Consider the following 22,036-nt stretch of genomic DNA (forward strand, 5'->3'; position numbering starts at 1 on the left):
GTCTCGTCTTCAAGTGGCTGTCTTCACGTGCTCTGGCGGCAAAGGGTACACACTGGCAGCCGTCGGTCGATCCTGCCTGAAACTGGAACGAATGTGCAATGCGGAAGCGCTTCAGGCATCCGGCGGGCTCAGTAGGAAATTACCTTTCATGTCCGCACCGGCGTCTGACTCCAGCGTCTGAACGTGCGCTTCGTCCTTCAGATTGACCCCGGATAGCTGCCGCCGACAGGCTTCGCGCATCAAATACAGCAAACGATGTGCCGCCATGCCATAACTCAAGCCTTCCAGGCGCACATTGGAGATGCAGTTGCGGTAAGCGTCTGTCAGACCGACCTTTGGATGGTATGTGAAATATAACCCCAGGCTGTCCGGCGAGCTCAGGCCAGGGCGCTCGCCGATCAGGATCACCGTCATTTTGGCGCCGAGCAGTTCGCCCACTTCATCGGCCACGGCTACGCGGCCCTGTTCCACCAGCACGACCGGGGCGACAGACCAGTTTTCGGCGCGAATCTGTTCCTCCAGCCGTGCCAGAAACGGCAACGTATGGCGATGCACGGCCAGAGCGGACAAACCATCGGCGACCACAATCACCAGATCGACGCCGCCCGGATGGGCCGAGGCGTGATCACGTAAGACTTGTGCCGACGCATCGCTCAGTTTTCGCCCAAGATCGGGACGTTGCAGATAGCTGTTGCGGTCGATTGCCGCGCTGTGCAGCAAAACACTTTCATGCCCGCGTTCGGCCAGTTGCGAGCGCAGTGCGCCATGGTCAAACGGCAGATGCACCGCATCCCGCGCCTGGGCGTGGGCGTATTGAAAGTCCAGCTGCGCGCGGGTGGGCATGCTGGTGCCGGTGCGGCCAAGGGCAATGCGCGCGGGTGTCAGGCGTCGCAGTTCCAGCCATGGGTTGTGGGGGTCGTAGGGTGGTTTTTCCATATCAACACTCATCCCAATTGCGCCAAGGCCTGGCGGAAGGCCGGTGGCAGGCTGTTGCCGAAGAGCACCCGGCCGTCCGCCTGGGTGAAGATGCCCATTTTCGCCAGCCACTGCTCGAACTCCGGCGCTGGCTTGAGCCCCAGGGTCTGCCGGGCATAGAGCGCATCGTGGAACGAGGTGGTCTGGTAATTGAGCATGATGTCGTCGGAACCGGGGATACCCATGATGAAGTTGATCCCGGCCACGCCCAGCAGCGTCAGCAAGGTGTCCATGTCATCCTGATCGGCTTCGGCATGGTTGGTGTAACAGATGTCGCAACCCATCGGCACCCCCAGCAGCTTGCCGCAGAAGTGGTCCTCCAGGCCGGCGCGGATGATCTGTTTACCGTTGTAGAGGTATTCCGGGCCGATAAATCCTACGACGGTGTTCACCAGGAACGGGTTGAAATGTCGCGCTACGGCGTAGGCCCGGGTCTCGCAGGTCTGTTGATCGACGCCATGGTGGGCGTTGGCTGACAAAGCGCTGCCTTGGCCCGTTTCGAAATACATCAGGTTTTGCCCGAGGGTGCCGCGATTGAGGCTCAACCCGGCGTCGTAACCTTCCTTGAGCACATTCAGATTGATGCCGAAGCTCGCGTTGGCAGCCTCGGTGCCGGCGATCGACTGGAACACCAGGTCCAGAGGCACGCCACGATTGACCGCTTCGATGGACGTGGTGACATGGGTCAGCACACAGGCCTGGGTCGGAATTTCGTAGCGCTGGATGATCGCGTCGAGCATTTCCAGCATCGCGCAGATCGAGGCGATGCTGTCGGTGGCCGGGTTGATGCCGATCATGGCGTCGCCGTTACCGTGTAGCAGGCCATCGAGAATGCTCGCGGCAATGCCGGCCGGTTCGTCGGTGGGGTGGTTGGGTTGCAGGCGAGTGGATAGGCGTCCGCGCAGGCCGAGAGTGCCGCGAAACTGCGTGACCACGCGGATTTTCTGCGCCACCAGCACCAGATCCTGCACGCGCATGATCTTCGACACGGCCGCCGCCATTTCCGGGGTCAAGCCGGGGGCGAGGGCGCGCAGGACTTGTTCGTCGGCGGCATCGCTGAGCAGCCAGTCGCGGAAGCCGCCCACGGTGAGGTGGCTGACGACGGCGAAGGCCTGCTTGTCGTGGGTGTCGATGATCAGGCGGGTGACTTCATCGTCCTCGTAGGGAATCAGGACTTCCTGCAGGAAATGGCTCAGCGGAATATCGGCCAACGCCATTTGCGCCGCGACGCGCTCACCATCGTTGAGGGCGGCGACGCCGGCCAGAAAATCCCCGGACCGCGCCGGGCTGGCCTTGGCCATCACGTCCTTGAGGTTGTCAAAACGATAGGTCTGGGCGCCGACGGAATGGGCATATACGGCCATGGGCGGTGTCCTCCAATTCGTTGAGAGCACTGACAATCCCTGTAGGCGCAAGCTCGCGTCCAGAAGGGGCCTCTGTGCACTGTAATAAAGCAGGCATCGGTCCATATTCCGGTGCCGGTGTATTTAAATACTGTCGAGCATAGCGTCCTGTGGTGCCTGCGCGGATTCGGTTGGAAGTCCAGATAGCCGGCGCATTTGCGTGTAGAGCGAACAGGCAAGGCCCGTGCCAGAGCAGCCAGGCTGTGGGTGGTGTGTCGTTCGAAATGCCATCGCCAGCCAGCCGGCTTCTACAGGTGTACGCGGTCTGTAGGAGCCGGCGGGCTGGCGATGGCAGTGACGCGTTTAGAAGAAGCCCAGCGGATTGATGTCGTAGCTCACCAGCAGGTTTTTGGTCTGCTGATAGTGGTCGAGCATCATCTTGTGGGTTTCACGGCCGACGCCGGATTTTTTGTAACCACCAAACGCGGCGTGCGCCGGGTACAGGTGGTAGCAGTTGGTCCACACACGACCGGCCTTGATGGCGCGGCCCATGCGATAGGCGCGGTTGATGTCGCGAGTCCAGAGGCCGGCGCCGAGGCCGAACTCGGTGTCGTTGGCGATGGCCAGGGCTTCGGCTTCATCCTTGAAGGTGGTGATGCTCACCACCGGGCCAAAGATTTCCTCCTGGAACACGCGCATTTTGTTGGTGCCCTTGAGCAGGGTCGGCTGGATGTAATAGCCGCTCGCAAGATTGCCCTCGAGCTTTTCCACCTTGCCGCCGGTCAGCAGCTCGGCGCCTTCGCCCTTGGCGATTTCCAGGTACGAAAGAATCTTGTCGAATTGCTGCTCGGACGCCTGGGCGCCAACCATGGTGTCGGTGTCCAGCGGGTCGCCACGTTTGATCGACAGGACTTTCTTCATGACTTCTTTCATGAAGTCGTCGTAGATCGACTCCTGTACCAGCGCACGGGAAGGGCAGGTGCAGACTTCGCCCTGGTTGAAGAACGCCAGCACCAGGCCTTCAGCGGCTTTTTCGATGAAGGACGGCTCGGCCTTCATGATGTCTTCGAAGAAGATGTTCGGCGATTTGCCACCCAGCTCCACGGTGGACGGAATAATGTTTTCGGCCGCGCATTTCATGATGTGCGAACCGACCGGGGTCGAGCCGGTGAAGGCGATCTTGGCGATGCGTTTGCTGGTGGCCAGGGCTTCGCCAGCCTCTTTGCCGAAACCTTGGACGATATTCAACACGCCCGGTGGCAGCAGATCGCCGATCAGTTCGATCAGCACGGTGATGCCCAACGGCGTTTGCTCGGCAGGCTTGAGCACCACGCAGTTACCGGCGGCCAGGGCCGGGGCGAGTTTCCAGGCAGCCATCAGGATCGGGAAGTTCCACGGGATGATCTGCCCGACCACGCCCAGGGGTTCATGGATGTGATAAGCCACGGTGTTTCCGTCGATCTCGGCAGCGCTGCCTTCCTGGGCGCGGATGCACCCGGCGAAGTAGCGGAAGTGGTCGGCAGCCAGCGGGATGTCGGCGTTGAGGGTTTCGCGAACGGCTTTGCCGTTGTCCCAGGATTCGGTGATTGCCAGCAGTTCCAGGTTTTGCTCGATGCGGTCGGCGATTTTCAGCAGCACCAGCGAGCGCGCCTGGGCGGACGTGGCGCCCCAGGCATCGGCCGCTGCGTGGGCAGCGTCCAGGGCCTTGTCGATGTCTTCGGCCGTGGAGCGGGGGAATTCGGCAATCGGTTGGCCATTCACTGGCGAGGTATTGGTGAAGTACTGACCTTTGACAGGCGCGACGAACTCGCCGCCGATGTAGTTACCGTATTTGCTCTTGAACGAAACGATAGCGCCTTCAGTACCGGGGTGAGCGTAACGCATGATGTTTTCTCCTTGGCTTTTTGTATTTGTAAGGAAGAGCGCATGGGCGCTTGCTATAAGCGTAGAGCAAAGGTCGGGCCACTGCCCCGCAGCTCAGGCAAATCAAGGCCTTGCGCATTTTTTCTCGGACGGGCGGGTGGCGCCTGTGACGCTTTCGGTACACCCTCTGTGACAGTTTGTACCGCTTATGGCACATCCTGTGACTGACGCGTCTTGCCAGCATTGCAATGCGCGCCCGGCTGGAGGATGCTCGGCGACGGGACGCTGCTTTGTGGCGAGGGAGCTTGCTCCTGCTGGGCCGCGCAGCGGCCCCAAAAAAAGTCGGCCGGCCAAGATTCTGGCGAGCGCTTCGCACTCGAGCGGGAGCAAGCTCCCTCGCCACAAGGTGTGTGTCCACTCCTTTAAGGGCGGGCACTGCTTTCGGGGAGAATAATAAGAAATGCACGACAATCATTTGAGTCGCCATGCCCAGCAAGTGTTGACCGTCAAGCAGGGGAAAACCCACCTGCACGGTCCAGGCAGCGATCCGTCCATCGCCCGTTCCTGGCTGCGCTGTCTTGAGGATTATCACCTCGACCCGGCCCTGACCATGGCGCCGACGGTGCTGGAGCATGGGCGCGTCCTCGAAAGCCGCGAGCGCCTGCAGCAAGTGCTGCACATCGCCGGCAATGAAATGACCAGCCTGCATCAGCAACTCTCCGGCGCCGGTCATGCGGTGCTGTTGACCGACGCGCGCGGGGTGATCCTCAATTGCGTGACGGCCCCCACCGAACGGAAGATTTTCGAGCGTGCCGGGCTCTGGCTCGGCGCCGACTGGAGCGAAGCCTGCGAAGGCACCAACGGTATCGGCACCTGCCTGGTGGAGCGTCAGGCGCTGACCATTCATCAGGACGAACACTTCCGTGGTCGTCACACGGGCCTGACCTGTTCGGCGAGCCCGGTGTTCGACCCGCATGGCGAACTGCTGGCCGTGCTCGACGTGTCCTCGGCGCGGCACGATGTCTCGCGTCAGAGTCAGTTTCACACCATGGCCCTGGTCAATCTTTCGGCGAAGATGATTGAGAGCTGCTATTTCCTGCGATGTTTCGACAACCAGTGGCTGCTGCGTTTTCATTTGCAGGCCGAGTCCGTCGGGCTGTTCAGCGAAGGGCTGCTGGCGTTTGATGGCGAGGGGCGGATCAGCGCGGTCAACCAGAGCGCCCTGAACCTGCTGGGTGTGGTGCGCAGTGGCTTGCTGGGCAAACCGGTGGACGCGTTTTTCGACTGCTCGCTGGATGAATTGCTCGGCCGCGCGAGCATCACTGCCAGTGCGAGCTGGCCGCTGCGAACCCGTGACGGGCGCCGACTGTTCGCCGTGTTGCGCGGTGAGTCGCGCCGCGTGCCGTTGCCGGTGGTGCCTGCTCCGGTTATTGAGGACCGGACCGCGCTGGCTGGCATCTGCCTGGGCGACAGCGGTTTGCAGACGGACTTTCGCAAGGCCTTGCGTGTCTATGAGCGGGACGTGCCGCTGCTGATCAACGGTGAAACCGGCTCGGGCAAAGAGGCCTTCGCCAAAGCGGTCCATCAGGCCAGCCAACGCGCGGAAAAAGCTTTCGTTGCCCTCAACTGCGCAGCCATTCCTGAAAGTCTGATCGAGAGCGAATTGTTCGGCTATCGCGGCGGCAGCTTCACCGGCGCACGCAAGGAAGGCATGCGCGGCAAGCTGCAGCAGGCCGATGGCGGCACCTTGTTCCTGGATGAAATCGGCGACATGCCGCTGGCTCTGCAGACACGGTTGTTGCGGGTGCTGGAAGACCGCCTGGTGGTGCCGATCGGCGGCGAGCCGGAATCGGTCAACGTACGGATCATCAGCGCCACCCACCGCAATCTGCTGGAACGGGTGCAGGACGGCAGCTTCCGCGAGGATTTGTATTACCGGCTCAACGGCCTGGAGGTGGCACTGCCAGCATTGCGTGAACGCAGTGACAAATCACAACTGCTCGACTTTTTACTGGCCGAAGAAGCGCGCGGTGAAACGGTGGTGATTGATGAGCCTGCGCGGGAAGCCCTGCTGGGCTTTGCCTGGCCGGGCAACGTGCGGCAGTTGCGCAATGTGTTGCGCACGTTGGCGGCGTTGTGTGACGACGGTCGGATCGGGTTGGAAGATTTGCCGGCGATGATTCGTTCGGCCCGATCGGCGGTGGCGCACGTGGTCGAAGAGCCATCGGAGCATCCGCTGGAGGATGCCGAACGGCTGGCGTTGCTCAATGCGCTAGAGCAGACGCGCTGGCATATGACCAATACCGCCGAGCAGCTTGGCGTAAGCCGTAACACCCTCTATCGAAAACTGCGTAAACACGGTATCGCCCGGTAAACCGCTTTTGAGGCGAGGGAGCTTGCTCCCGCTCGGCGGCGAAGCCGTCGCCCCATGATGCGATCAGCCACAGCATCCGTGGGCACCGGTTTGGGGCTGCTGCGCAGCCCAGCGGGAGCAAGCTCCCTCGCCACAGTGATCGCGGTTAATCTCAGCTAAAGAGTGCGAATTTTCCCACCCTAAGCTAACCTGCGGCCATGTTTTACGAGGTCGACTATGCACATTCATATTCTTGGTATCTGCGGCACTTTCATGGGTTCGATGGCGGTTCTGGCCAAAGAGCTGGGCCATCACGTGACGGGCTCCGATGCCAACGTCTACCCGCCGATGAGCACGCAGCTTGAGGCTCAAGGCATCGAGTTGACCCAAGGCTACGATCCGGCGCAACTCGACCCGGCCCCTGACCTGGTGGTGATCGGCAACGCCATGTCCCGTGGCAATCCGGCGGTCGAATACGTACTGAACAAAGGCCTGCCTTATGTCTCCGGTCCGCAATGGCTGGCCGATCACGTGCTGCAAGGTCGCTGGGTGCTGGCGGTTGCCGGTACCCATGGCAAAACCACCACCAGCAGCATGCTTGCCTGGGTGCTGGAGCACGCGGGCATGAGCCCGGGCTTCCTGATCGGCGGTGTGCCGCAGAATTTTTCGGTGTCGGCGCGTCTGGGCGATACGCCGTTCTTCGTCATCGAAGCCGACGAGTACGACAGTGCCTTCTTCGACAAGCGTTCCAAGTTCGTTCACTACCGTCCGCGCACGGCAATCCTGAACAACCTGGAATTCGACCACGCCGATATTTTCCCCGATCTGCCGGCCATCGAGCGCCAGTTCCACCATTTGGTGCGGACCATCCCGAGCGAAGGCCTGGTGATCCATCCGACCACTGAGCCGGCCTTGCAACGCGTCATCGACATGGGTTGCTGGACCCCGGTGCAAACCACCGGCGCGGGCGGGCAGTGGCAGGTCAAGTTGCACAGCGAGGACGGTTCGAAGTTTGAAGTGATGTTCGAAGGCATCTCCCAAGGCGTGGTGGAGTGGGACATGACCGGCCAGCACAACGTCGCCAACGCCCTGGCCACATTGGCTGCCGCGCGCCACGTGGGTGTGGTGCCGTCCATGGGTATCGCGGCGTTGAGCGCCTTCAAAAGCGTAAAGCGGCGGATGGAAAAAGTCGCGGAAGTCCGTGGCATCACCATTTACGACGACTTCGCACATCACCCGACCGCAATCGCGACGACACTGGATGGCCTGCGCAAACGCATCGGCGACGCCCCGTTGATCGCGATCATCGAGCCGCGTTCCAACTCGATGAAGCTCGGCGCGCACCGTGACGGCTTGCCGGAAAGCGTGATTGATGCCGATCAGGTGATCTGGTACGCACCGGCCAACCTCGGCTGGGACCTGGCCGGCACCGCGGCGCTGTGCACCGTGCCGTCGATCGTCAGCGATTCGCTGGAAGGCATCATCGAACGCGTGAAGAGCCAGGCCCAGCCCGGCACTCACGTGGTAATCATGAGTAACGGCGGCTTCGGTGGCCTGCACGGCAAACTCGCCGAGGCGCTGAAATGAACAATGGTCCGGACCGCATCACGCTGGCGATGACGGGGGCTTCTGGCGCTCAATACGGCTTGCGTCTGCTCGACTGCCTGGTGCGCGAAGACCGCGAAGTGCACTTCCTGATTTCCAAGGCTGCGCAGTTGGTGATGGCCACTGAAACCGACGTGACGTTGCCGGCCAAGCCACAGATGATGCAGGCCTTCCTCACCGAATACACCGGCGCTCAGGCCGGGCAGATTCGCGTGTACGGCAAGGAAGACTGGATGTCGCCAGTGGCTTCGGGCTCCGGCGCACCGGCGGCGATGGTGGTGGTGCCGTGCTCGACGGGCACCTTGTCGGCCATCGCCACGGGCGCCTGCAACAACCTGATTGAACGTGCTGCCGACGTAACGCTCAAGGAACGTCGCCAGTTGATTCTGGTGCCCCGTGAAGCGCCGTATTCGAGCATTCACCTCGAGCACATGCTCAAGTTGTCGAACATGGGCGTGACGATTCTGCCGGCCTCGCCGGGCTTTTATCATCAGCCGCAAACCATCGACGATTTGATCGATTTCGTCGTGGCGCGAATCCTTAATCTGCTGAACATTCCCCAGGACATGCTGCCACGTTGGGGCGAGCACCATCTGACCAGCGATGAATAAGCTGTTGGTGGTTGTGCTGGCATTGCAGCTGGCCGGATGCGCCACGGCGCGCACGCTGGATGCGGCCAAGCCGGGCGCGCCGGTGGTGTACGCCGGAACGCGGCTGGATTTGTATGCGTTGAATGGCGGTTGCTGCGCGAAAGATCGTTTCGGCGCGGAGGCGCCGAGCTATCCGGGTGTGGATCTGCCGGCCAGTGCGTTGCTCGACACGCTGCTGTTGCCGCTTTCGTTGTTGACGGTGATCGGCGTGAGTTTTCAGGCGACGGGCGGGCTGTAGGGGCGAACCTGGCTTTTGTGGCGAGGGAGCAAGCGCCCTCGCCACAAGGTTCGTCGATTATTTACCCAACTTCCTCAATTCATCCGACTCGACAATCCGCACCCCATCTTGCTCCTCCAACGCCAGGCGCCACATCGCACGGGCCAGTTGGCAGGCTTCGATGCCATGGTATTTGCCGGGGATCAGTCGAGACAGCGGACCGGCGACTTTCTCGGCCAGGCGCGGTTCGAGACGCTCGCCCAATAGCAATGATGGTCGGCAAATGGTCAGTTGCGGCCAGTCCTGCGCGCGCAATGCGTGCTCCATCTCGCCTTTGACCTTGTTGTAGAAAATCGAGGACCTTCGATCAGCTCCCAGCGCACTGATGACGATCAGGTGCCGTGCGCCCATCTCCCGCGCGCGTTTGCCAAAAGCCACGACCATGTCCAAGTCCACGGCGCGAAATGCCTCTTCGGAGCCGGCCTGCTTGATGGTGGTGCCCAGGCAGCAGTAGGCGATATCGACCCGGCCGTTCAACTGCGGCAGGAACACCGCCGGGTCGCCGACCGGGTTTTCAAGGTGTGGATGCTTGGCCAGCGGCCGGCGTGAGGGGGCCAATACTCGCGATATCGTTGGCTCGTTGAGCAAGCGATCCAGTAGATGTTCACCGGTCAAACCGGTGGCTCCGGCAAGCAGCACATGCTGAGGCGTCAAGTACATAGTGTTTCTCCCTTGATACTGATCAGCTTAGTTGTTCTTTGCGTCCTTGTTGTCAATGGAGACACTTTGAAGCGCTTTTCGTGCCTGTTGTTTACGCAAAAGCTGCCAGTGTGAGAGGACGGTTTTCGGTGCCCAGATCTGCGGCTCGGAGGCCTCGAAGTTGTCGGCCAGCTCCCGCTCGGCGACGGTGGCCTTGGCCAGCTTGAAGGCTTGCTCCAGGTCGTCGGTCTGGTTCAATGCCTGGGCGAACAAGGCATCGCCGAAGTAGGTGAAATTGGCTTCCTCAGAGCAGCCAAACGACACGCGGTCAGCCCGCGATGCGGTCATGATCAGGGTGCGCTCGTCCTTAAGGGAGGGAATGAAGCCACCGGAGTAACACGCCGAAATCACGACGATCTTGTCACGGTTCTTCAGCGGGGCGAGGACGGCCGCCAGCTCATCCGCCGGCAGATCGGCCAGCTCCATGCGCGGCTGGTCGAGTACCAATTCGTGTTCGCTGGTGCCGTGGCTGGTCAGGTAGATGAAGATCAGGTCTTCCGGGCCGCTGCGCTCGGCCAGGGTAAGCGCGGCGCGGCGCAGGTTTTCCCGGGTGGCCATTGGCCGGTCGCCGAGGTGGTCGCGATGGTTGACCAGGCGGATCTGGCCAAAGGCGCCGAATCGACTGGTGAGCATGTTGGCGACATAGTCGGATTCGCGCAGAAACACACTCTGCTTGCCGTCGCCGCCGAGGGTCAGGGTGTACAGCTCTATCGCTGGCGTCGAGGCCGGTACGTTGCCCAGTGCTTCTTCAAGCAGGCGCCCCTGGGCCAGCAGGCCGAGTTCGAGGGTGTCCGGCAGCAACTTGCCATCGGCATCGCGCACGCGCTGGCCGTTGACCCACGTGCCGCTGAGCACCGAGCCATCGGTCAGCACCAGGGTGCCGCGCCCTTGATAGCTGTCGCTGTCGAACTGGCCGACGTAGAAACTGCCGTCGGCCAGGTTCAGCCGGCCCTGACCGCTGAAGCGCCAGTCATTGAAGTGGCCGATGTAATGACTGCCGTCTGCGCCGATCAACTCGCCTTTGCCGTTGAGCGAGCCTTCCTTGAATTGCCCCAGCCAGACGTCGCCATCGGCGTTTTCGTAGCGGCCTTTGCCGTGCAATTGATTGTTCTTGAAACCGCCGACGTAGATATCGCCGTCGGCACTGTTGAATGTTCCTTTACCTTCCAGCTGACCGTCGACGAAGTGCCCGGTGTATTGGTTGCCGCTGGCGTCGCCGCGCTGGCCTTCACCGTTGGGTTTGCCGTGGGCGAACTGGCCTTGATAGGCGCTGCCGTCATCGAGTTCGAGACGGCCGAGCCCGGAAAATTGATCGGCCTTGAACTCGCCGCGGTAGGTCATGCCGTTTTCTTTGAGCGTGCCTTCACCGTCGCGACGACCGAGTTTGAAGCCGCCGTTGTAACTGCTGCCGTTGGTTGTCAGTGTGCCTTGACCGTCGAACAGGCCCTGATTGAATTGCCCGCGAAAGACCTCGCCATTGCTGCCGTGCCATTCACCCTGGCCGTGCCATTGGCCCTTGTCGAACTCACCGGCGTACCAGCTGCCGTTCGGGTAATCGATCCGGCCCTGGCCTTGCAGCAAGCCATTGACCAAGTCGCCGCGATAGCGTCCGCCGTCCGGCAGGCGGGCGTCAGGCGGCAGCAGCGATTCGCCGTCACCGCAAGCGGTGAGCATCAGGGTCAAGGCAATGAGTGCAAGTGAGCGCATAGCGGGTTCCGGGCAATTAGGCGACCGAGTATGCCGCAGCTATGTGTCCTTATACAGTCGATACAGAGGCAGGAAACGCGAAACAGCGGGAGCTGCTTCGCATCCCGTAAGATTTATACGAAGCAGAGTGACAGCGGTTCGGCGATGTACGCCGGTTTGTCCGAGCCTTCGATTTCGAGTGTGGCGGTGGCCTTGAGCAGCCATTGGCCGGGTTTTTTCTCGGTGACTTCGGTCAGGTCGACCTTGAGGCGCACTTTCGAATTGACCTTGACCGGCTGAATGAAACGCACGCTGTCCAGGCCATAGTTGACCACCATTTTCAGGCCTTCAGGCAGGACGAGAATGTCTTCCATCAGTTTTGGAATCAGCGACAGCGACAGGAAGCCATGGGCGATGGTGCTGCCAAACGGCGTTTGCGCGGCTTTGACCGGGTCGACATGGATGAACTGATAATCCCCGGTGGCTTCGGCGAACAGGTTGATGCGCTCCTGATCGATGGTGAGCCATTCGGAACGTCCGAGTTCCTTGCCGACATAATCATTGAGCTCTGCAACTGGAACATAGGGCATTGAGACTCTCCTTGGGTTCATCGGTTTTATAGTTTTAAGGTGGGGGATTTGACCGCCCGGATTACCACTTTAGATCAACATGGCAATTCGCTCCGGTCAACCGACCATGCTTTTGGCGAATGCCGATGTATAGGGCAGGCATGCTTATAATGCCCGGGCCAATGCGGGTGACGGATTTGCGGGAGATGAAAGATGTTGTTACGTGGCCTGACCTGGCTGGTGCTGTTTCAATTGCTCGGCACCGCGATCAACCATTTGTTTTTGCCGTTCCTGCCGGGGCCGATCATCGGTCTGCTGCTGTTGCTGGTGTTTCTGATCAGCCGGGGGCAGGTGGGTGAGCCGCTGAACCTGGCGGCCAGCAGCCTGTTGCGCTACCTGCCCTTGCTGCTGGTACCGCCGGCCGTGGGCGTGATGGTGTATGCCACCGACATCGCCGCGGACTTCTGGGCCATTGTCGGCGCGCTGTTCCTGTCGCTGCTGCTGTCGATGGCGTTTGCCGGTGTGCTGATGCAGCGGCTGGTCAAACGCCACGTTCATCCCGAGGACAGCCAATGATCTTCGACTGGCACGGCGCCTGGGCGTCGGTGATTCATCATCCCTTGTTCGGCATCGGCATCACCCTCGGCGCCTATCAGCTGGTATTGGCCGCCTACGAGAAAACCCGCTGGATCTTTTTGCAGCCGGTGCTGGTCTCCATGTTGCTGGTGATCGGTGTATTGGTGGGCTGCGGCCTGACCTATGTCGAGTACCGCAAGAGCACCGAGATCCTCAGCATCCTGCTGGGGCCGGCGACGGTCGCGCTGGCCGTGCCGCTTTACCTGAATCTGCGGCGGATTCGGCAGTTGTTCTGGCCGATATTTACTACGCTGGTGATAGGCGGTGTGGTCGCCACCGTTCTGGGCGTGCTGCTGGGCTGGTGGTTCGGAGCCGAGCACATGATCCTGATGACCATGGCGCCGAAGTCGGTCACCTCGCCGATAGCGATGTTGGTGGCCGAGCAGATTGGCGGTGTCGCCGCGTTGGCCGCGGTGTTTGTGTTGATCACCGGGGTGATCGGCGCGATCTTTGGTCCGAGTCTGTTGACCCGGCTCGGCGTCCACAGCCCCGAGGCCCGGGGCATGGCACTGGGTATGACCGCCCACGCAGTCGGCACGGCGGTGGCGATGCAGGAAAGTGAAGAATGTGGCGCCTTCGCGGCGCTGGCGATGAGTTTGATGGGCGTGGCCACGGCGGTGTTGCTGCCGTTGGCGGTGTCGATGGTGGTGTAAAGGAAATGTCTATGAACCTGCCGCTTTTCCCGCTGAACACAGTGTTGTTTCCCGGTTGCATCCTCGACTTGCAGATTTTCGAGGCGCGCTACCTCGACATGATCGGTCGCTGCATGAAACAGGGCGGCGGCTTCGGCGTGGTCTGCATTCTCGACGGCGAAGAAGTCGGCATCGCCCCGGCAGGATACGCGCTGGTCGGATGCGAGGCGCTGATCACCGACTTCAAGACCCAGGACAATGGTCTGTTGGGGATTCGGGTTCAGGGCGGGCGGCGCTTCAACGTACTGCGCACCGAATTACAGCGGGATCAGTTGATCGTGGCCGAGGTCGAGTGGCTGGACGAAGAGCCGGAACAGCCGCTACAGGATGAAGATGCCGATCTGGTGGCCTTGCTCAAGGCCTTGGCTGAACACCCAATGGTCGAAGCACTGAACATGGGCACTGAAGCTACCGGGCAGCAGTCGCTGGCCAATCAGTTGGCTTACCTGTTGCCCTTCGCCGAACTCGACAAGATCGACTTGCTGCAACTCGATGATCCGCAGCAACGACTGGATGCGATTCAAGCGCTACTGGATGAGCTGCAGGGCGAGTTGTTTGCCTGAGCAGCAATTGGCAATGATTGGACTGGATCGCCAGCATTGCAGAGCGCGAAGGATGTATTTAGTTTGCGTATGTCCACACGAAGTGGCCAATTTCATTACTAAAAGGAATTACAACCATGACGATCTACACAACCGAACGTGCTGCCTGGGAAGCCGCTGCCGTGGGCTACATGCTTAAACATGCCAGCTACATGCAGCCTTTTGAGGCCACCGCAGTCGTCGCAGGTCAAGTCGCCGATGCCCTGATTCTTGAAATGCGCAAGCGTCAAAGTGCTTGAGCATCGATGAGCTGAAGATGTTTTAAGAAACACCCCGGCCTGACAGGTCGGGGTGTTTTTTTTCAAGGTTTTTTTTGCCCGCTGTATTCCGATCAAACACCTGCATCTCCGTTGATGCGTTACCAACGCGTTCCCCTTGTAGGAGCCGGCTTGCTGGCGATGGCGGTGTGTCTGTCTTGGTATTTTTTGAGAGTGTTCATATCCATTGCTGCGGTAACGGCCACCTATGGTTCCGCTTTTACAGCGGGTCACTTGGAAAAGCGCCAAGTAACCAAGCGCTTTTGCCCCTTTCGTTCGGTGCCTCGCTGTGGCTCGGCATGCCCTCGCTCCGGTCCTGCTCCGTGGGCCCGCCGCCATCGGCCATCCATGGCCGGGGGCGGCTAACCCGGCATCCATGCCGGGTTGCCCACTGCGCAGAACCTGCGCTCGGCCTCGCGAGGGGGCGAAAACCGCCAGAGCGCCGCGAGGCGGCCTACCGGCCGGCCTGTCTATCTGGTTCGTGCGCAGCTTCCCTGTAGGAGCCGGCTTGCTGGCGATGGCGACCGTTCAAACGACAACGCTGTTTCTGACGCACAGCTATCGCCAACAAGCCGGCTCCTGCGGATTTCGCGTTATCTGTGTTTCCTGGGAATGCGTGAAGAATCTTTTTAATAGGCGTACCGCAGCATCGTGTGCGGTAAATGCCGCAATACGAAGAACCCGAACATAGCCACCAGCGACGGCAATATCAGCCACCAGATTCTTGGCGGCATTGGATTGAGCGACGCCTTGCGCTGGATCAGCCACAAGCTCGCCGCGCAGACGCATGCCGCCAGCATCGCACCTGCCAATACATCCGTTGGCCAATGGGCGCCGAGGTACACCCGCGACAGGGCGATCGCCAGCGCCGGCAGGCAAGCCACCAGCAACCAGGTCAGGCGCATCCGCGGGGGTTGGCCGCGGCCCGCCAGCACGGCCAGGGTCAGGAACAGCGCAAAGGCACCTGATGCATGGCCACTGGGCATGCTGTAGCTGGTCAGGGGGTCGCTCAACACCTCCGGTCGCACGCGGGCGAAAAAGTTTTTGGTGGCGGTGTTGGCCAGCGCCGTGAAAAGCAGCGTACTGCAAGCGAAGATCGCCTGACGCCATTGCCGGGTGATCAGCAGTAGCGCCACCAGCAGGGCACTGAACAACAGCATATTGCGGAATTCGCCGATCAGCGTGAGCACCACGGCAACTTCATCCAGCACGGGCTTGCGATGTTCCTGGACCAGGGTCATGACGCCTTGATCCAGCGCGGTCAGATGGGGAAAGCCGATAAACAGCCCGGCGAGAATCAGCAGGCTCATCCCGGTAATGAATACCGTGGCGTTGCGATGTCGACGCAAACTGCTGGTTGCGCTCAATCCGACCATGACGGCGATGGCGCCGGCAACGATCCCGGCCTCCGGCCAGAAACCTTCGGGCAGCGGCAAGCGAATGGCCGCGCCGGTGGCCCAGCCTGGCAGCAGATACGCCACCGACCATCCGGCGCCCGCCAGCAGGCTGACGGCGAAGAAACGCGGGAAGGGCATGTCGAACATTCCGGCCACCATCGGCAGCATGGGACGCAGCGGGCCGATAAAGCGTCCGACCAACAGGCTGGCGATGCCGTAGCGATGGAAGTACGACTCCGCCCCGGCGATCCACTCGGGGTGATGGCGCAAGCCTGGCAGGCGCCGGATGTTCTGATGGAAGTGGCGTCCGAGAAAATACGACACCACATCACCCAGTACGCCAGCGAGGAAGCCCAGCAATAGCGTTTCACTTAGCGACAACGCGCCACTGCCGGCCAGTACCGCGACGGCAAACAGCAATACCGTGCCGGGCACGATCAGGCCGGCAATCGCCAGGCATTCGATAAAAGCCACGATGAACACCGCCGCCGCCAGCCATTGCGGGTTGACCGTCAGCCAACCGGTCACGCTATCGAGCCATGAGCCCATAAAAACAACTCCATTGAAATTTCAGTCCGCCCCTTGTGGGAGCAAGCAGGCTCGTTGCCACAAGGGATCTTTCCATTCTCAAGTCAGCACAAAATAGTCGCGCCCTTCGACCTGCCCCCGACGCAGCGGGTTCCGCGTGCACCAGGCAGCGTAGGTCGCGTCGACAAAGCGGTACATCAAATGTTCGTCTCGCCCATGGGGGATGCCCAGGCGCGTAGTCTGGATGATGTGGCCAGGGGGCTGGCCGACGTCCTCAACCAGTAGCACCTCGTGGTCGAAGCGTTTGGCATCCCAGACCGGCACCTTCAAACCCAGCGACTTGCACAGCAGCGTTTGCCCGGCGCAGAGCTTTTGCGAGGGGCGAGGGCGGCCTTGGGCGTCGGGGTTGTTCAGCAGCATCTGCGCCAGGCTCGCCGGCCCGCTCAGTTCATCGATCCACGGGTAGGCCGATTTGATCAGTACCGCGTTGCCCGGGCCCTGGGCACTGAAGTTCAGGGAGTCGCCACCGCGGGCGTAATACATGTAAATGTGCCCGCCATCCAGAAACAAAGCCTTACGTTTTTCTGTGTAGCCGAGGGACGCATGGCTGCCTTTTTCGGCGCAGTAATAGGCTTCGGTTTCGATGATCCGGGCGCTGAGCCACAGTTCGCCAACTCGATGACGAATGACTTTTCCGAGCAGGTCCCGGGCGAGAATTTGCGCGTCGCGGTCGAAAAACGCGTCCGGAAGGCCCATAGGCAGGCCCGCAGCGGACGTTCGGACAGTCAGGTTGGACATGATGAACAGTGTTTATCAGGGCTGATTGAGTCGTGATGATAACAATTTGCAGCTTAATCCCGGCTGAACCTCGGCAATTTGCCCTCCATTTCGACCATCCGCCCGTCACCGCTGTTAGTCAGGAGGCACGACAGCTATAATCTGCCGCTTTACTCTTTACCAAGACCTTAGAAAAGACCACGCCCAGACCATGACTGAGTCCGTTCTTGACTACATGACCCGCTTGGGTCGCGCCGCCCGCGAAGCGTCTCGCGTGATTGGCCGTGCCAGCACAGCGCAGAAAAACCGCGCCCTGCAGGCTGCCGCCAACGCATTGGACGCCGCCCGCGCCGAGCTGACTGCAGCCAATGAGCTGGACTTGGCGGCCGGTCGCGCCAGTGGTCTGGAGTCGGCGCTGCTTGAGCGTCTGGCGCTGACCCCGGCGCGCATCGACGGCATGATCGTCGGTTTGCGTCAGGTGGCCGCGCTGCCGGACCCGGTTGGTGCGATCCGCGACATGAGCTTCCGTCCGTCGGGTATCCAGGTCGGCAAGATGCGCGTGCCATTGGGCGTGATCGGGATCATCTACGAATCCCGTCCCAACGTGACCATTGACGCCGCCAGCCTGTGCCTGAAGTCCGGAAACGCGACCATCCTGCGCGGTGGCTCCGAAGCCATTCATTCCAACCGTGCCATCGCGGCGTGCATTCAACGCGGCCTGGCCGAGGCCGATTTGCCGGCCGCTGTGGTGCAAGTGGTCGAAACCACTGACCGTGCTGCCGTTGGCGCACTGATCACCATGCCTGAATACGTCGATGTCATCGTGCCTCGCGGCGGTCGCGGCCTGATCGAGCGTGTCAGTCGTGACGCCCGCGTGCCAGTGATCAAGCACCTGGACGGCATCTGCCACGTCTATGTGGGCGAATACGCCGACCTGGCGAAAGCCCGACGCATCGCGTTCAACGCCAAGACCTACCGTTATGGCATCTGCGGTGCCATGGAAACGCTGCTGGTCGACCAAACCGTTGCCAAAGATTTCTTGCCCGCGATGGCAGCCCAGTTCCGCGAAAAAGGCGTCGAACTGCGTGGCTGCGAACGCACCCGGGCGATCATCGATGCCGTGCCGGCCAGCGAAGAAGACTGGAGCACGGAGTATTTGGCGGCGATTCTGTCGATCCGCGTGGTCGACGGACTGGAGCAGGCCATCGAGCACATCAACCATTACGGCTCGCACCACACCGATTCGATTGTCAGCGAACACCAGGGCGACACCCGGCGTTTCGTGGCTGAAGTCGATTCGTCGTCGGTGATGATCAACACCCCGACCTGCTTCGCCGATGGTTTCGAATACGGATTGGGTGCCGAGATCGGCATTTCTACTGATAAGCTGCACGCCCGCGGCCCGGTCGGCCTCGAAGGGCTGACCTGCGAGAAGTATGTCGTGGTCGGTGATGGCCAGCTGCGCGGACAGGAGCCGGCCTGACTTGGGCGACTTCGACCCGTCAGCCCCGTCGACCGTCAGCGAGCCATTGCCTCGCCGTATTGGCGTGCTGGGCGGAACGTTCGACCCGGTGCACATCGGTCATTTACGTGGTGCGCTGGAAGTCGCCGAAACCCTGGCTCTCGATGAACTGCGCCTGACACCCAGTGCCAGGCCACCCCATCGGGATACGCCGCAGGTGTCGGCGCAGGACCGCTTGGCGATGGTCGAGTGCGCGGTGGCCGGCGTGGCACCGTTGGTGGTGGATGACCGCGAATTGCAGCGGGACAAACCGTCCTACACCATTGATACCCTGGAGTTGATGCGTGCCGAAATGGCCGCAGAGACCCAGGTTTTTCTGCTTTTGGGCTGGGACGCATTTTGCGGCCTGCCCACTTGGCACCGCTGGGAAGAGTTGCTCCAGCATTGCCATATCCTGGTGTTGCAACGCCCGGATGCCGACAGCGAACCGCCGGATGCCTTGCGCAACCTGCTGGCAGCGCGCTCGGTGAGCGACCCGCTGGCCCTCAAAGGGCCGAGCGGACAGATTGCATTCGTCTGGCAGACACCGCTCGCGGTATCCGCCACCCAGATCCGTCAACTGCTGGCCAGCGGTAAGTCGGTACGTTTCCTGGTGCCCGACGCGGTCCTGGCCTACATCGATGCGCACGGACTCTACCGTGCGTCGAACTGAATAGGAGTGCCTCAAGGCACGTAGCAACAACGTGTATTGAAGCGCCCGAACATACGAGCAAAACGAGTTTTATATGACGAACAACGACGTAAACAAAGTTAAGCGCAAAGGCACGTTCAAGAGTGCCCCGCTGCCTGAGAAGGTCCTGGCTGCCGAGCCGCCTAAAGGCGACGAGCTGGTCAAGATCGCCGTGGCGGCTCTGGAAGACGTCAAGGCCCAGGACGTGCTGGTCATCGATGTCCGCGACAAGCAGAGCATCACCGACTTCATGATTATCGCCACCGGTACCTCCAACCGCCAGATCGGCGCGATGCTGGACAAGGTTCGCGAAGCCGTCAAAGCCCTGGGCATCAAGCCGCTGGGTGAAGAAGGCAAGGGCGACAGCGACTGGGTACTGTTGGACATGGACGACGTGATCGTTCACATGATGACCTCCAACGCCCGTCAGTTCTACGACCTGGAGCGCCTGTGGAAAGGTGCCGAGCAGAGCCGTGCCGCCGACGGCAAACACCACAGCCCTGAAGTTGGTCACGAGCATTTCAACAAGCTCAACAAAGACCAGGAATAAGGAACGGCTGTGCGACTGCGACTGATCGCCGTCGGTTCTCGCATGCCCAAGTGGGTGGAAGAAGGCTGGCATGAATATGCCAAGCGTCTTCCGTCCGAGCTGGCGCTGGAACTGGTGGAAATTCCGCTCAACACCCGGGGCAAGAACGCCGACGTGGCGCGCTTTATCCGTCAGGAAGGCGAAGCCATGCTGGCCAAGGTCGGGCCGAACGAGCGTGTTGTCACCCTCGAAGTCCACGGCAAGCCCTGGAGTACAGAGCAGCTGGCGGTGGAACTCGATCGCTGGCGGCTGGACTCGCGCACCGTCAACTTCATGGTGGGTGGCCCCGAGGGGCTGGCGCCGGAAGTCTGTGCCCGTGCCGATCAGCGTTGGTCGCTCTCGCCGTTGACGTTGCCACATCCGTTGGTGCGAATCCTCATCGGCGAACAGCTGTATCGTGCCTGGACAGTTCTGTCCGGCCACCCTTACCACAAGTAGTTCTGCCCTCATGCCTCAGCCGATCCGCATCAAGGACCACGAAAAAGACGCCCGTCTGGTGCGTGGCCGTGTCGTGTTCGGGGCAATTGCGGTGGTGGCGCTGATCGGCGTGCTGATCGCGCGTCTGTATTTCCTGCAGGTGATCCAGTACGAGTACCACTCGACCCTGTCGGAAAACAACCGCGTCCACGTGCAGCCGATTCCGCCGACCCGTGGGTTGATTTTCGACCGCAACGGCGTAGTGATTGCCGACAACCGGCCGAGTTTCAGCCTGAGCATGACCCGCGAGCGGTCCGGCGACTGGCAGCAAGTGCTCGACGTCATCGTCGAAGTGCTGGAGATGACGCCCGAGGACCGGGTGATTTTCGAGAAGCGCATGCGCCAGGGGCGCCGGCCGTTCGAGCCGGTGCCGATCCTGTTTGAGCTGACCGAAGAACAGATCGCCCGGATCGCCGTTAACCAGTTCCGCCTGCCGGGTGTGGAAGTGGTTGCGCAACTGGTTCGTCACTATCCGCAGGGTGCGCATTTCGCGCACTCGGTGGGTTACATGGGACGGATCAACGAGAAAGAGCTCAAGACCCTCGATCCGGTCAATTACAGCGGCACCCACCACATCGGCAAAACCGGTATCGAGCGCTTTTACGAGCCCGAACTGCACGGCCAGGTGGGTTACGAGGAAGTGGAAACCAATGCTCGGGGCCGCGTATTGCGGGTGCTCAAGCGTACCGATCCGATTCCCGGCAAGGACATCGTCCTGAGCCTGGACATCAAGTTGCAAGAAGCCGCCGAGGCTGCACTCGGCGGGCGTCGCGGCGCTGTCGTGGCGCTGGACCCGAAGACCGGTGAAGTGCTGGCGATGGTCAGTCAGCCGAGTTTCGATCCGAACCTGTTCGTCACTGGCATCAGTTTCAAGGCCTATTCCGAGCTACGCGATTCCATTGACCGGCCGCTGTTCAACCGCGTGCTGCGCGGTCTGTATCCGCCAGGTTCGACGATCAAGCCGGCGGTGGCGATTGCCGGTCTGGACGCGGGCGTGGTGACAGCTTCGTCCCGGGTGTTCGACCCGGGCTACTACATGCTGCCCAACTACGATCACAAGTATCGCAACTGGAACCGTACCGGCGACGGTTTCGTCGACCTCGATACGGCGATCATGCGTTCCAACGACACCTACTTCTATGATCTGGCGCACAAGCTGGGGATCGATCGGCTGTCGGCCTACATGACCAAGTTCGGCATTGGCCAGAAAGTTTCCCTGGACATGTTCGAAGAGTCGCCAGGCCTGATGCCGACGCGAGAGTGGAAGCGTGCAACACGTCGTCAGGCGTGGTTCCCGGGGGAGACGCTGATTCTCGGGATCGGTCAGGGCTATATGCAGTCGACGCCGTTGCAACTGGCCCAGGCCACTGCGCTGGTGGCCAACAAAGGGATCTGGAAACGCCCGCACCTGGCCAAGACCATCGAAGGCGAGAAGCCGGTGGATCATAACCCTATGCCGGACATCATCCTGCGCGACCCGGCGGACTGGACCCGAGTGAACCATGGCATGCAGCAGGTTATGCACGGTGCCCGAGGGACTGCACGCAAGGCCTCGATTGGTGCGCAATACCGGATTGCCGGCAAAAGTGGTACGGCTCAGGTGGTCGCGATCAAGCAGGGCGAGAAATACGACCGCTCCAAGGTCCAGGAACGCCATCGCGACCACGCTTTGTTCGTCGGCTTCGCACCGGCCGACGATCCGAAAATCGTGGTCTCGGTGATGGTCGAGAACGGTGAGTCGGGCTCCGGCGTGGCTGCGCCGGTCGTGCGTCAGATCATGGATGCGTGGCTGCTGGATCAGGACGGCCACCTCAAAGCCGAGTACGCCAACCCTATCAGTGCAGAGGCTACTGCCCGTGATGAATAATT

General features: G+C 61.1%; 21 protein-coding genes. 13 read left to right on the forward strand and 8 right to left on the reverse strand.

Annotation, left to right across the window (positions count from 1 at the left end; all coding sequences use genetic code 11):
* Positions 1-111: 111 nt before the first annotated feature.
* From eutC to KHO07_RS03365, 3 genes are all read right to left on the reverse strand, one after another.
* Positions 112-936, reverse strand: a complete 825-nt coding sequence (gene eutC / locus KHO07_RS03355; protein ID WP_212626464.1) for an ethanolamine ammonia-lyase subunit EutC — start codon at positions 934-936, stop codon at positions 112-114.
* Between the two features lie 8 nt (positions 937-944).
* On the reverse strand, positions 945-2,339 hold the full coding sequence (locus KHO07_RS03360) for an ethanolamine ammonia-lyase subunit EutB (protein WP_150734633.1): 1,395 nt from the start codon (positions 2,337-2,339) through the stop codon (positions 945-947).
* Between the two features lie 342 nt (positions 2,340-2,681).
* The gene (locus tag KHO07_RS03365) at positions 2,682-4,202 is read right to left on the reverse strand and encodes an aldehyde dehydrogenase family protein (protein WP_150734634.1); all 1,521 of its coding nucleotides are present in this window, start codon (positions 4,200-4,202) and stop codon (positions 2,682-2,684) included.
* Positions 4,203-4,641: 439 nt separating this feature from the next.
* Here KHO07_RS03365 and KHO07_RS03370 point away from each other — a divergent pair, with 439 nt between their 5' ends.
* From KHO07_RS03370 to KHO07_RS03385, 4 genes are all read left to right on the forward strand, one after another.
* Positions 4,642-6,555, forward strand: a complete 1,914-nt coding sequence (locus KHO07_RS03370; RefSeq protein ID WP_212626465.1) for a sigma-54-dependent Fis family transcriptional regulator — start codon at positions 4,642-4,644, stop codon at positions 6,553-6,555.
* Between the two features lie 216 nt (positions 6,556-6,771).
* Complete coding sequence (gene mpl / locus KHO07_RS03375; protein ID WP_212626466.1) at positions 6,772-8,121, forward strand: UDP-N-acetylmuramate:L-alanyl-gamma-D-glutamyl-meso-diaminopimelate ligase; 1,350 nt, start codon at positions 6,772-6,774, stop codon at positions 8,119-8,121.
* Positions 8,118-8,750, forward strand: coding sequence for a flavin prenyltransferase UbiX (gene ubiX, locus KHO07_RS03380; RefSeq protein WP_075949049.1), 633 nt, complete (start codon positions 8,118-8,120; stop codon positions 8,748-8,750). Before mpl ends, ubiX begins: the two co-directional genes overlap by 4 nt.
* Positions 8,743-9,027 (forward strand): YceK/YidQ family lipoprotein, encoded by a 285-nt coding sequence (locus KHO07_RS03385; protein WP_150734638.1) that lies wholly within the window; start codon positions 8,743-8,745, stop codon positions 9,025-9,027. Before ubiX ends, KHO07_RS03385 begins: the two co-directional genes overlap by 8 nt.
* 57 nt (positions 9,028-9,084) lie before the next feature.
* On the opposite strand, the gene KHO07_RS03390 is transcribed toward KHO07_RS03385, so the two are convergent.
* From KHO07_RS03390 to KHO07_RS03400, 3 genes are all read right to left on the reverse strand, one after another.
* On the reverse strand, positions 9,085-9,726 hold the full coding sequence (locus KHO07_RS03390; protein ID WP_075949051.1) for an oxidoreductase: 642 nt from the start codon (positions 9,724-9,726) through the stop codon (positions 9,085-9,087).
* Between the two features lie 27 nt (positions 9,727-9,753).
* Positions 9,754-11,472 carry a C13 family peptidase gene (locus tag KHO07_RS03395; RefSeq protein WP_212626467.1) on the reverse strand — a complete coding sequence of 573 codons (1,719 nt, stop codon included), beginning with the start codon at positions 11,470-11,472 and terminating at the stop codon, positions 9,754-9,756.
* Positions 11,473-11,585: 113 nt separating this feature from the next.
* Positions 11,586-12,041, reverse strand: coding sequence for a MaoC family dehydratase (locus KHO07_RS03400; protein ID WP_150701613.1), 456 nt, complete (start codon positions 12,039-12,041; stop codon positions 11,586-11,588).
* Between the two features lie 192 nt (positions 12,042-12,233).
* Between KHO07_RS03400 and KHO07_RS03405 the strand changes: the two genes are divergently transcribed.
* From KHO07_RS03405 to KHO07_RS03420, 4 genes are all read left to right on the forward strand, one after another.
* Positions 12,234-12,596: a CidA/LrgA family protein gene (locus KHO07_RS03405; protein WP_212626468.1), complete on the forward strand. Its 363-nt coding sequence runs from the start codon at positions 12,234-12,236 to the stop codon at positions 12,594-12,596.
* Entirely contained in the window at positions 12,593-13,309 is a 717-nt protein-coding gene (locus KHO07_RS03410; protein WP_075949055.1) for an LrgB family protein, read from the forward strand. The genes KHO07_RS03405 and KHO07_RS03410 overlap by 4 nt, the downstream gene beginning before the upstream one ends.
* 11 nt (positions 13,310-13,320) lie before the next feature.
* Positions 13,321-13,911, forward strand: coding sequence for an LON peptidase substrate-binding domain-containing protein (locus KHO07_RS03415; RefSeq protein WP_212626469.1), 591 nt, complete (start codon positions 13,321-13,323; stop codon positions 13,909-13,911).
* Between the two features lie 116 nt (positions 13,912-14,027).
* Positions 14,028-14,189, forward strand: coding sequence for a hypothetical protein (locus KHO07_RS03420; protein WP_212626470.1), 162 nt, complete (start codon positions 14,028-14,030; stop codon positions 14,187-14,189).
* A 647-nt stretch (positions 14,190-14,836) separates the two neighbouring features.
* Here the strand turns inward: KHO07_RS03420 and KHO07_RS03425 are convergent.
* Both KHO07_RS03425 and KHO07_RS03430 read right to left on the reverse strand, forming a co-directional pair.
* Positions 14,837-16,153, reverse strand: a complete 1,317-nt coding sequence (locus KHO07_RS03425; protein WP_212626471.1) for a bifunctional DedA family/phosphatase PAP2 family protein — start codon at positions 16,151-16,153, stop codon at positions 14,837-14,839.
* Positions 16,154-16,231: 78 nt separating this feature from the next.
* Positions 16,232-16,930 (reverse strand): DNA-3-methyladenine glycosylase, encoded by a 699-nt coding sequence (locus KHO07_RS03430; RefSeq protein WP_212626472.1) that lies wholly within the window; start codon positions 16,928-16,930, stop codon positions 16,232-16,234.
* A 190-nt stretch (positions 16,931-17,120) separates the two neighbouring features.
* Between KHO07_RS03430 and KHO07_RS03435 the strand changes: the two genes are divergently transcribed.
* From KHO07_RS03435 to mrdA, 5 genes are all read left to right on the forward strand, one after another.
* Positions 17,121-18,392 carry a glutamate-5-semialdehyde dehydrogenase gene (locus KHO07_RS03435; RefSeq protein ID WP_212626473.1) on the forward strand — a complete coding sequence of 424 codons (1,272 nt, stop codon included), beginning with the start codon at positions 17,121-17,123 and terminating at the stop codon, positions 18,390-18,392.
* Between the two features lie 46 nt (positions 18,393-18,438).
* Positions 18,439-19,083 (forward strand): nicotinate-nucleotide adenylyltransferase, encoded by a 645-nt coding sequence (nadD, locus tag KHO07_RS03440; RefSeq protein ID WP_212627583.1) that lies wholly within the window; start codon positions 18,439-18,441, stop codon positions 19,081-19,083.
* A gap of 73 nt (positions 19,084-19,156) precedes the next feature.
* Complete coding sequence (gene rsfS / locus KHO07_RS03445; protein WP_150734645.1) at positions 19,157-19,651, forward strand: ribosome silencing factor; 495 nt, start codon at positions 19,157-19,159, stop codon at positions 19,649-19,651.
* 9 nt (positions 19,652-19,660) lie between these two features.
* Positions 19,661-20,128, forward strand: a complete 468-nt coding sequence (gene rlmH / locus KHO07_RS03450; protein WP_007937439.1) for a 23S rRNA (pseudouridine(1915)-N(3))-methyltransferase RlmH — start codon at positions 19,661-19,663, stop codon at positions 20,126-20,128.
* Positions 20,129-20,138: 10 nt separating this feature from the next.
* Complete coding sequence (mrdA, locus tag KHO07_RS03455; RefSeq protein WP_150734646.1) at positions 20,139-22,034, forward strand: penicillin-binding protein 2; 1,896 nt, start codon at positions 20,139-20,141, stop codon at positions 22,032-22,034.
* Positions 22,035-22,036 lie beyond the last annotated feature (2 nt).

Source organism: Pseudomonas sp. PP3, assembly GCF_905336995.1.
In the GTDB taxonomy this organism is placed as follows: domain Bacteria; phylum Pseudomonadota; class Gammaproteobacteria; order Pseudomonadales; family Pseudomonadaceae; genus Aquipseudomonas; species Aquipseudomonas reinekei.

What these genes read in the sequence shown, in the direction of transcription:
- KHO07_RS03405 (WP_212626468.1), top strand. Translation starts at nt 12,234, where the DNA reads ATGTTGTTACGTGGCCTGACCTGGCTGGTGCTGTTTCAATTGCTCGGC.
- KHO07_RS03430 (WP_212626472.1), bottom strand. Translation starts at nt 16,930, where the DNA reads ATGTCCAACCTGACTGTCCGAACGTCCGCTGCGGGCCTGCCTATGGGC.
- KHO07_RS03395 (WP_212626467.1), bottom strand. Translation starts at nt 11,472, where the DNA reads ATGCGCTCACTTGCACTCATTGCCTTGACCCTGATGCTCACCGCTTGC.
- KHO07_RS03415 (WP_212626469.1), top strand. Translation starts at nt 13,321, where the DNA reads ATGAACCTGCCGCTTTTCCCGCTGAACACAGTGTTGTTTCCCGGTTGC.
- KHO07_RS03385 (WP_150734638.1), top strand. Translation starts at nt 8,743, where the DNA reads ATGAATAAGCTGTTGGTGGTTGTGCTGGCATTGCAGCTGGCCGGATGC.
- KHO07_RS03435 (WP_212626473.1), top strand. Translation starts at nt 17,121, where the DNA reads ATGACTGAGTCCGTTCTTGACTACATGACCCGCTTGGGTCGCGCCGCC.
- mrdA (WP_150734646.1), top strand. Translation starts at nt 20,139, where the DNA reads ATGCCTCAGCCGATCCGCATCAAGGACCACGAAAAAGACGCCCGTCTG.
- rsfS (WP_150734645.1), top strand. Translation starts at nt 19,157, where the DNA reads ATGACGAACAACGACGTAAACAAAGTTAAGCGCAAAGGCACGTTCAAG.
- KHO07_RS03390 (WP_075949051.1), bottom strand. Translation starts at nt 9,726, where the DNA reads ATGTACTTGACGCCTCAGCATGTGCTGCTTGCCGGAGCCACCGGTTTG.
- KHO07_RS03420 (WP_212626470.1), top strand. Translation starts at nt 14,028, where the DNA reads ATGACGATCTACACAACCGAACGTGCTGCCTGGGAAGCCGCTGCCGTG.
- KHO07_RS03365 (WP_150734634.1), bottom strand. Translation starts at nt 4,202, where the DNA reads ATGCGTTACGCTCACCCCGGTACTGAAGGCGCTATCGTTTCGTTCAAG.
- mpl (WP_212626466.1), top strand. Translation starts at nt 6,772, where the DNA reads ATGCACATTCATATTCTTGGTATCTGCGGCACTTTCATGGGTTCGATG.
- KHO07_RS03370 (WP_212626465.1), top strand. Translation starts at nt 4,642, where the DNA reads ATGCACGACAATCATTTGAGTCGCCATGCCCAGCAAGTGTTGACCGTC.
- KHO07_RS03360 (WP_150734633.1), bottom strand. Translation starts at nt 2,339, where the DNA reads ATGGCCGTATATGCCCATTCCGTCGGCGCCCAGACCTATCGTTTTGAC.
- KHO07_RS03410 (WP_075949055.1), top strand. Translation starts at nt 12,593, where the DNA reads ATGATCTTCGACTGGCACGGCGCCTGGGCGTCGGTGATTCATCATCCC.
- ubiX (WP_075949049.1), top strand. Translation starts at nt 8,118, where the DNA reads ATGAACAATGGTCCGGACCGCATCACGCTGGCGATGACGGGGGCTTCT.
- KHO07_RS03400 (WP_150701613.1), bottom strand. Translation starts at nt 12,041, where the DNA reads ATGCCCTATGTTCCAGTTGCAGAGCTCAATGATTATGTCGGCAAGGAA.
- KHO07_RS03425 (WP_212626471.1), bottom strand. Translation starts at nt 16,153, where the DNA reads ATGGGCTCATGGCTCGATAGCGTGACCGGTTGGCTGACGGTCAACCCG.
- eutC (WP_212626464.1), bottom strand. Translation starts at nt 936, where the DNA reads ATGGAAAAACCACCCTACGACCCCCACAACCCATGGCTGGAACTGCGA.